This window comes from Cypionkella sp. (assembly GCF_034376685.1).
Lineage (GTDB): Bacteria > Pseudomonadota > Alphaproteobacteria > Rhodobacterales > Rhodobacteraceae > Cypionkella.
On record NZ_JAXMJJ010000104.1, the window covers coordinates 1 to 9464 of the forward strand.

The window sequence follows — 9464 nt, forward strand, 5'->3', positions numbered from 1 at the left end:
ACCTCCACCACGGTGGAGATGCGCGACGGCGAAAGCTTTGCCATCGCGGGGCTTTTGCAGGACGACTTCCGCGATCTGAACGGCCAGGTGCCGTGGCTGGGCGATATTCCGATCATTGGTGCATTGTTCCGCTCGACGGACTATCAACGCGCGCAATCGGAATTGGTGATCATCGTGACACCGCATCTGGTCACGCCGACACGCGGTGAGGCTCTGGCCCTGCCGACAGACCGGGTCAAGCTGCCGTCCGAGAAAGATCTGTTCCTGTTCGGCAACGTCGCGGGCAAGCAGAACGGGGCTGCGGGCGATGTCGCGCGGCAAGACTTCAGCGGCTCTTATGGCTATGTGATGGAGTGATGTGATGCAATTGCGCTCCCTCCCCCTGATCGCCGCAGCACTACTTGGCCTTGCGGCTTGTGATCCGACCGAATTCAACCGCGAAGCGGGCGCTTCCGTTGACGAAGGCGGTTTCGGCAACTCGACGATGAACAACACCTTGGTGATGTCGGGCGAACGCGACTACACCTACGCTTTGGCAGAGCGCTTTGCCAAAACCGTGCCCAGCACCATCACCTTTGCTTTCAACAGCTCCGAGTTGACCCCAGAGGCCCGCGCGGCGCTTGCGCAACAGGCCGATTTCATTCGGCAGTTCCCACAAGTGCGTTTCCGCGTTTATGGCCACACCGATCTGGTCGGCTCAAACGCCTATAACAAGGCCTTGGGTCTGCGCCGCGCCAGAGCAGCCGTCGCCTATCTGGCCAGCCTTGGCATCGGCGGCTCGCGGCTTGAGGCCGTGGCATCATTCGGCAAGACCCGCCCGATCATCCAGACCTCTGCCCCAGAACAGCGCAACCGGCGCACGGTCACCGAAGTATCAGGCTTTGTCAAAAACGACCCTATGGTACTGAACGGCAAATACGCTCAGATCATCTTCCAGGAATACGTCAAAGGCGCGGTGGTCGAGCATGGCTCTTACCCAGTGCCCGCCCAACAACCAGAGTAAACAACAGCCAGCCCCTCCGCCCAAACGGAGGGGTTTTTGTTTCCGATTTCGTTTCCTGAATTGGCGATTAATTCCCTAAATACCCTAGATTGACGCTTTTTTGGCCCCAATCTCGCCACCATCCTCCAGCATCTTGCACTCAATGGGAACAATGCCGCGCCGAAGGCCAGGTATGATCCCCGGATCGGCCCCAATCGCGCCTTAATTTTGGCCGGAGCCGCTGGTGGGATGTCTTGAGAGGGACAATGAAACGATGACGAGCGTGGCAAACTTACAACCAGATCCGGCACCCATTCTGGCGTGCACCATCTCGCGCGATGTGCAGAACTTTGATCTGCTGATCGACGATATGGAAAACGAATTGGGCGAAAGCTGGGGCGATCTTGGCTTTGAAGATGCGCTGATCTTTCTCGGCCAACCCGAATCTGCCACGCTGGAATTTGTCGCCATCGCGGTCGATGCCGAAGATGAGGTGGATCTGTCGCGGATCACCGAGATCATCCGCACCGCCAAAGCAAAGCCGATCAAAGTGATCCTGATCGCCGATCAGGTCGGCCCAGCCGCCTTGCATCAGCTGCTGCGTCTTGGGGCCGATGATTTCGTGCCCTATCCGCTGCCGGATGGCGCTTTGCACGAAGCCATTGAACGCATCCGCAAAGCAACGCCGGCTGAAGTTGCCGCGACCGATCCCGCAGCAGCCCCTATCTCGGCCCCTGCCCCAACCCCGGCACCAGTGGTGTCAGACGAACCCCATGCCGAGAAGGCCCCGGCCTTCAAAGCCAAAGGCGATCGCGACGCGGTCGTGCTTCCCGTGCATGGTCTTGCGGGTGGCTGCGGCGCGTCCACCTTTGCCGCAAATCTGGCGTGGGAACTGGCAACCCTTTCGAAAACAGACGCCCCGCGCGTCTGTCTGATTGACCTCGACTTTCAATATGGCTCGGCGGCGACCTATCTCGACCTGCCGCGCAAAGAGGCGGTGTTTGATCTGCTGACCGACACGGCCCATGCCGACAGCGATACCCTGCTGGCCGCCATGCTGACCTTCAACGACAAGCTGCATGTGCTGACCGCGCCCTCCGACATGCTGCCGCTCGATATTGTCAGCCCGGAAGATATCGCCCGCATCATCGACATGGCACGGGCGAATTTCGACTTTGTCGTGATCGACATGCCACGCACCATCGTCGCCTGGACCGAAACCGTGCTCAGCCGCGCCCATGTCTACTTCGCGCTGATGGAGTTGGACCTGCGTTCGGCACAAAACGTGCTGCGTCTGGTGCGGGCCCTGAAGGCCGAAGGCCTGCCACACGAAAAACTGCGCTATGTGCTGAACCGCGCGCCGAAATTCACCGATCTTTCGGCGAAAAGCCGGGTGAAGCGGATGGCAGAAAGCCTTGATATCACAATCGAAGTTCAACTGCCGGACGGTGGGTCACAGGTCACACAAGCCAATGACCACGGCCTGCCGCTATCAGAAAATGCGGGCAAAAACCCGCTGCGCAAAGAGATCCAAAAGCTGGCTAAATCGCTGTTTGATCTGAACAAAGCTGTGGAAACCGGCAGGGGCTAAGGCTCTGACTTTGGGGGTAGACGATGTTCTCACGTTTCAAGAAACCGGAAGCCGGATCAAGCGCCAGCCCAGCTGCGGCAAATTCCGCGCGTCCTGCGACTGCCGCATCTGCGCCAAAGCCAGGCGTCAGCCGCCCAGCTGTCGCCCCAACCCGGCCCCCTGCCGAAGCAATTGCCGCGGATAAGGAAAAGAAACGCAAGGAACGTCTGGGCGAGTTGAAGCAAGAGCTGCACAAGCGCTTGCTTGATAACCTCAACCTCGCCGCGCTGGAACAGGCCTCCGAGGCAAATCTGAAGGTCGAAATCGCCGCGATTTCCGCCGAAGCGCTGGATGAGATGTCGGTGGCGCTGTCGAGAGAAGACCGCACCACGCTGAACCAAGAGCTTTACGATGAAGTGATGGGCCTTGGCCCGCTGGAGCCGCTGCTGAAGGACGACTCCGTCAACGATATTCTCGTCAACGGCCCAAACCGCATCTTCGTTGAACGCAACGGCAAGCTGACCCTCACCGACATCACCTTCAAGGATGAGCGTCACCTGTTGCGCATCATCGACAAGATCGTGTCCGCCGTGGGCCGCCGGGTCGACGAATCCAACCCCTATTGCGACGCCCGTTTGGCCGATGGCAGCCGTTTCAACTGCATGGTGCCGCCTGTCGCGGTGGATGGATCGCTTGTTTCGATCAGAAAATTCAAGAAAGAGAAACTCGGCATCCCGGACTTGGTCCGCTTTGGTGCCTTTACCGAGGAAATGGGGCTTTATCTGCAAGCGGCGGTGTCTTGCCGTCTGAACGTGATCGTGTCGGGCGGCACCGGGTCGGGCAAAACCACCACACTGAACGCGCTGTCCAGCTTCATCGACAACACCGAACGCGTGCTGACGATTGAGGACACCGCCGAACTTCAGCTGCAACAGGTCCACGTTGGCCGGATGGAAAGCCGTCCCGCCAACGTCGAAGGCAAGGGCGCTGTCACCCAACGCGACTGTCTGCGCAACGCCCTGCGGATGCGGCCTGATCGCATCATCGTTGGTGAGACGCGCGGCGAGGAAGTCATCGACATGTTGCAGGCGATGAACACCGGCCACGATGGCTCGATGACCACGATCCACGCCAACTCGGCGCGCGATGGCATCTCACGGCTTGAAAACATGGTGGCGATGGCGGGGATTGAAATGCCGCTGAAAGCCGTGCGCAGCCAGATCGCCTCGGCTGTGAACCTGATCGTGCAAGCCTCGCGCCTGCAAGATGGCTCGCGCCGCATGGTGTCGATCACCGAAATCACCGGCATGGAGGGCGAAGTGATCTCGATGCAGGAAATCTTCCGCTACGAACGCTTGGGTGTTGAACCCAACGGCAAGATCATCGGCCGTTTCAACGCCACCGGTGTGCGCAGCCACTATTCTGACCGCTTCCGGCAATGGGGCTACGACCTGCCCGCTTCGATCTACGAACCGATCATCTGAGGCCTATCATGCAAATTTCAGCCGCCCCGCTTATCTATATCCTGATCTTCGTCGCCGTGGTGGTGATGGTGAACGGCCTTTATCTGGTGGTGTTCGGCAAATCCATCAGCCTGAACAACCGGATGAGCCGCCGTCTTGCCCTGTTGGAGAAAAACAACAACCGCGAGCAAGTGCTGGAACAGTTGCGCAAGGAAACCGAGCAGCACGTCAATTCGCGCGGCATTCCGCTGTACTCGATTCTCGCCAAAAAGGCGCAGAAGGCCAACATCGCCTTCAGCCCGCAACAACTGGTGCTGATCATGATCGGCATGGTCGGCGTGGCCTTTGTTGGCCTGACCATCGGCACCCAGGTGGCGCTGCCGATCCGGGTGTTGATCGCCATTGGTATGGGCGTTGGCGGGGTCTATGTCTGGGTCAATGGCAAGGCGAAAAAACGCATCGCCTTGATGGACGAACAACTGCCCGACGCGGTAGAATTGATGGTGAGGTCGTTGCGCGTCGGTCACCCGTTTGCCTCCGCCATCGGCATTGTCTCTAAAGAGGTGCCCGATCCGCTTGGCACCGAGTTCGGCATGATCTCGGACGAAGCCGCTTATGGCCGCAACGTTGCCGACAGCCTGAAAGCCTTTGCTGAACGCATGGACAGCCAGGATCTGCGCTTCCTTGCCGTGGCCGTCACCATTCAGCAAACCTCGGGGGGCAACCTCGCCGAAATCCTCGAAGGTCTGTCGAAAGTCATCCGCGCCCGCTTCAAGCTGTTCCGCCGCGTCAAAGCCATCACCGGTGAGGCGAAATGGTCGGGCATGTTCCTGTCGATGTTCCCGATCGGTGCGTTGGTCATGATCAACATCATCGACCCGAACTACTATGACGACGTTTCAGAATCGGCGGCTTTCATCCCGGCCTGCCTCGCCGTCGGGGTGTTCTTGGTGCTCAACATCATCTTCATGCGTATCATGGTCAACATTAAGGTCTAAAGCGTCATGGAATTCCTGAACACTATCAACACGCAACTGGTCGACAACTTCGGCCCGCTTGGCCCTTTGCTCGCGCTTGGCCTGTTGGGGCTGACCTTGATCATCGCCGTGCTGCCAATGCTGCTGAAAAAGCAGCCAGAGCCGTTCGACAAGTTGAAAGCCCTGCGCAAAGAGGTCGAGAACGCCAGCAAATCCCCAAAAAGTGCCAACCTGCGCCACAGCGAAAAGGCAGATCGCCTCGAAAAATTCGCCTCGTTCCTGGAACCACAGGACGAGCAGGCCATGACGGCCTCGCGGCTGAAAATGGTCCGGGCGGGCTACAAGCAAAAGAACGCCGTGCGCACCTTTCACTTCGCGCAACTGGCCTTGGGTCTTGGCCTGCTGGCCTTGGGGATGCTCTACACCTTTGCCAGCAAAAGCGATGCCGAGGTCTCCACCCAGGTGATGATCATCTCCACCCTGCTGCCCGGTGGCTTGGGCTATTACTTCCCGATGTATTGGGTCAACAGCCGGGTGCAAAAGCGTCAGGCCGAAATCGTGGCTGGCTTCCCCGACGCGCTTGATCTGATGCTGGTCTGCGTCGAGGCAGGCCAATCGCTTGACCAATCCATCAACCGCATCGCCAAGGAAAGCCGCGCCTCTTGCCCGGCCTTGGCGGAAGAATTTGAAACCGTCGCGCAAGAGGTCAAAGCAGGCAAAGAGCGCGTCAAGGTTCTGAAAGACCTGTCAGAGCGCGTCGGCATCGCCGACATCTCCTCCTTCTGCACCACCCTCGTGCAATCAGCGAGCTTCGGCACCTCGATGTCAGACGCGCTCCGCGTGTATTCCGCCGAAATGCGGGACAAACGCATCATGCGGGCGGAAGAATTGGCAAACAAATTGCCGACAAAACTCACCCTCGGCACTATGCTGTTTACGCTGCCGCCGCTATTGATCATTCTGATCGGACCATCGATTTACGGGATCTCGAAAACCCTCGGTGGCGGCTGAACCACGGGCCAAGGCCCGGTTGAAACGGGGCTTTATGTGACGCGCGCGGCAGTTGTCCTTCTGATCTGTTCCAGCTTGGCCGCCTGTGGCAATTCGGGCGGCCTTTCCGCATCCGGCAAGCCGCGCAACGTGCCCTTCGCCGCCGATGGCCGCGAACAGGGTGTCGATGGCCTGCTGGTTGGCCACCGCCTGATGGAAGCGGGCGAATATGAGCTGGCGATGCGCGCCTATTACCGTGCTGCGGCCGAGCAGGGCATGAACGCCGATGTGCTCTCTGCCATCGGCTCTGCGGATTTGAAGCTGGGCCGCTTGGGTCAGGCCGAAAAAGTGCTGCGTCGCGCGATTGAAGCCGATGAGACCAATGTCCCCGCCCTGAACAATCTGGGCTGCGTGCTGATGGAACAAGGCAAGGTCGGTGAGGCCCGCCGGGTGTTCCAGCAAGCCTTCGCCTTGGACAGTGGCCAATCGGACTCCATCCGTGAAAATCTTAAGCTCGCTATCGCGCGCAGCGAGGCCTCTGTATATGATCCAGCTCAGGACGAAAAACCGGTAATGAAACTGGTGCGGCGCGGGCAAGGCTCTTACGTTTTGCTGTCGCAACTTTGAAGACCCAGAATTTGACGACCGAGCAGTAGACCAAAAAGGACGCAAAATGCGCCACCTGACGTTGCTTACGCTGTGCCTGATTGGCGCAACAGCTTTGGCGGGCTGCCAAGGCACCCGAGACGCCGCCTCAAAACGCGCGCTGAAATCTGTGAATGTGGTCGATGAGAGCAACCTCAGCGACATCATGCTGACGGTGGGCGACCCGGATGAAGCCGTGTCGTATTTCCAGAAATCCAGCGCCGAAAACCCCGATCGCATCGACTTGAAACGCGGCTTGGCCAAATCGCTGATCCGCGCCAACAAACCGGAGCAGGCGATTGGGGTGTGGAAAGTCATCATTGCCTCACCCGAAGGCAGCAATGATGACCGCGTTTCTCTGGCTGACGCACAGATGCGTACCTCGGATTGGGCCGCAGCCGAGGCCACGCTGAACACCGTCCCTCCGACCGTTGAGACGTTCGAGCGTTACCGGCTGGAGGCTATGGTCGCTGACAGCAAGAAGGATTGGAAGAAAGCCGACAGTTTCTATGACATCGCAGCAGGGCTTACCAACAAACCTTCGGGCGTCTACAACAACTGGGGTTTCTCAAAGCTGACCCGTGGCGACAATGCAGGCGCCGAAAAGCTGTTCCTTCAGGCCCTTACCTTCGATTCGTCGCTGTTCACCGCCAAGAACAATCTGGTCCTCGCCCGCGCCGGGCAGCGCAAATACGACATGCCGGTGATCGAGATGACCCAGACCGAGCGCGCCCAGCTGTATTACACGATGGGTCTGGCGGCAGTGAAGCAAGGCGATACTGCGGTGGGCCGCGAACTGCTGCAACAAGCCGTCGACACCTCTCCCACCTTCTTCGAGGCCGCCGAGCGCAGCCTGAAAGCGCTGAGCAGCTGACATGATTTCTCCCTACGCCGCCCTCGTCTTCCTGCCCTTCGCCACAGCCATCGCGATCTGGGTGTCGTGGAACGATATGAAATTCATGAAAATCCCCAACAAAGCCGGATTGGCCATGCTGATCCTGTGGCTGGTCCTGGGGCTGATCATGGTGCCGTTCAAACTCTGGCTCTGGGGCTGGGCCTTGGCCGCTTGCGTTCTGGTTGCAGGGTTCATCCTGAACGCAGGCGGGGCCGTCGGCGCGGGGGATGCGAAATTCGCAGCCGCGATGGCCCCGGTGTTCATCCATGCCGACATCCGCTTCATGCTTGGCCTGTTTGCCGCCTGCCTGCTTGGGGCCTTTGCCTCGCACCGCCTTGCCCGGCTGATCCCGGCCTTCCGCACGGCGACGCTAGATTGGCAAAGCTGGACGCATAAAGACTTCCCGATGGGTCTGGCGCTGTCAGGGACACTGATCTTCTATCTTTTGGCCGCACTCTTGCCGCTTTTCTAAGCCAATCCTTTGCATTGAACCAAGCGGCGCAACAATCGCGCCGCCGATGCAAAGGTGCCGCCGATGAACATGCAAGTGCCGCTGGGGGTGCAACCGCCGCCACAACCGAAGACGCTGGCCGAGACCGGCCTGACCTCGGTGATGATGCGCGACATCCTGCTGAAAACCATGTTCCGGATGAACCTTGATCTGGTCACCGATCTTTCGCGCGCGATCTGCCTGCCAGTGGTGCTGACCCAGGAACTCGTCGACGCCGCCCGCCAACAGCGGCTGCTAGAGGCCAAAGGCACCCTGAACGCCACCAGCACCAGCAATGAAATGGGCTATCAGCTGACCGATGCCGGCAAGGCCCGCGCGCTGGATGCGCTGTCGCAATCGGAATATTACGGCGCTTTGCCGCTGCCGCTTGCCGCCTATTCCGCCCAGATGAAGCGCCAATCGGTGCGCGACATCAAACTCACCCGGCCCGAGCTGATGAAGGGCATGGGCCATCTGATCCTGCCGCCCGATCTGATCTCCAACCTCGGCCCTGCGGTCACCTCAGGCCGCTCGATCCTGATGTATGGCCCGCCCGGCAATGGAAAATCCAGTATTTCCAACGGCATCCGCGCGGCTTTGGGTGACAAGATTTACATCCCCCGCGCCATCGAATATTCCGGCCAAGTCATCACCGTCTACGACCCGATCGTGCATTCCTCGGCGGAATCCTCGGTCGACGACCCGAACGCGCTGCGCCGCACCGGCAACCGCTATGACAACCGCTATGTCTATTGCGAACGCCCCTCGGTGATCACCGGCGGCGAGTTGACCCTCGACATGCTCGATCTGAAATACAACCCGACCGCCCGTACCTACCAAGCCCCGCTGCAACTGAAAGCCTCGGGCGGCATCTTCATCGTCGACGACCTTGGCCGCCAAGCCGAACCACCGCAAAAGCTGGTCAACCGCTGGATCGTGCCGCTGGAGGAATCCCGCGACATCCTTGCGCTGCAATCCGGCGAGAAATTCACCGTCCCCTTCGACACCTTGGTGATCTTCTCCACCAACTTCCATCCCAACGAAATCTTCGACGGCGCCGCGCTGCGCCGGATCTTCTTCAAGATCAAGATCGACGGCCCCAATCAGGAAATGTTCCTGAAAATCTTCGCGATGGTTGCCAAGAAAAAGCAGATCCCGTTGGATGAGGCCACGCTGATCTACATGCTGAAAAGTAAATACCCCACCATCGCCAACAACTTCGCCAACTACCAGCCGACCTTCCTGATTGATCAGATGATCGCGGTCTGCGAGTTCGAAGGCATCCCCTACCAGATGACGCCCGAGCTGATGGACCGCGCCTGGGGCAACATGTTCGTGCGGCAAGAGACGATTGCGAAGTAAGCGATCAGACAGATCGAAGCGTTAAATCAGCATCCTGATCGTCAACCGCGATCAGGCAATCTGATCCATATATCCGATCAATTTGATTAA

Annotated in this window: 9 protein-coding genes and 1 pseudogene; all 10 read left to right on the plus strand. The window is 59.1% G+C overall.

Features of this window, described 5'->3' with window-relative positions; all coding sequences use genetic code 11:
- Nucleotides 1–357, plus strand: a pseudogene (locus U1A24_RS19600) (hypothetical protein); the annotation flags it as partial.
- 4 nt (nt 358–361) lie between these two features.
- On the plus strand, nt 362–1003 hold the full coding sequence (locus U1A24_RS19605) for an OmpA family protein (protein ID WP_322323670.1): 642 nt from the start codon (nt 362–364) through the stop codon (nt 1001–1003).
- A gap of 253 nt (nt 1004–1256) precedes the next feature.
- A complete protein-coding gene (locus U1A24_RS19610) occupies nt 1257–2573 on the plus strand; it encodes an AAA family ATPase (protein WP_322323671.1) in 1317 nt (438 codons plus the stop codon).
- Nucleotides 2574–2596: 23 nt separating this feature from the next.
- Nucleotides 2597–4036 carry a CpaF family protein gene (locus tag U1A24_RS19615; protein WP_322323672.1) on the plus strand — a complete coding sequence of 480 codons (1440 nt, stop codon included), beginning with the start codon at nt 2597–2599 and terminating at the stop codon, nt 4034–4036.
- 8 nt (nt 4037–4044) lie between these two features.
- Nucleotides 4045–5013: a type II secretion system F family protein gene (locus U1A24_RS19620; protein ID WP_322323673.1), complete on the plus strand. Its 969-nt coding sequence runs from the start codon at nt 4045–4047 to the stop codon at nt 5011–5013.
- Between the two features lie 6 nt (nt 5014–5019).
- Nucleotides 5020–6003 (plus strand): type II secretion system F family protein, encoded by a 984-nt coding sequence (locus tag U1A24_RS19625; protein ID WP_322323674.1) that lies wholly within the window; start codon nt 5020–5022, stop codon nt 6001–6003.
- 36 nt (nt 6004–6039) lie between these two features.
- Nucleotides 6040–6609, plus strand: coding sequence for a tetratricopeptide repeat protein (locus U1A24_RS19630; RefSeq protein ID WP_322323675.1), 570 nt, complete (start codon nt 6040–6042; stop codon nt 6607–6609).
- A gap of 46 nt (nt 6610–6655) precedes the next feature.
- Nucleotides 6656–7501: a tetratricopeptide repeat protein gene (locus tag U1A24_RS19635; protein ID WP_322323676.1), complete on the plus strand. Its 846-nt coding sequence runs from the start codon at nt 6656–6658 to the stop codon at nt 7499–7501.
- Between the two features lies 1 nt (nt 7502).
- Nucleotides 7503–7994: a prepilin peptidase gene (locus tag U1A24_RS19640; RefSeq protein ID WP_322323677.1), complete on the plus strand. Its 492-nt coding sequence runs from the start codon at nt 7503–7505 to the stop codon at nt 7992–7994.
- A gap of 63 nt (nt 7995–8057) precedes the next feature.
- The gene (locus U1A24_RS19645; RefSeq protein ID WP_322323678.1) at nt 8058–9374 is read left to right on the plus strand and encodes an ATPase; all 1317 of its coding nucleotides are present in this window, start codon (nt 8058–8060) and stop codon (nt 9372–9374) included.
- The last annotated feature ends 90 nt before the right edge of the window (nt 9375–9464 follow it).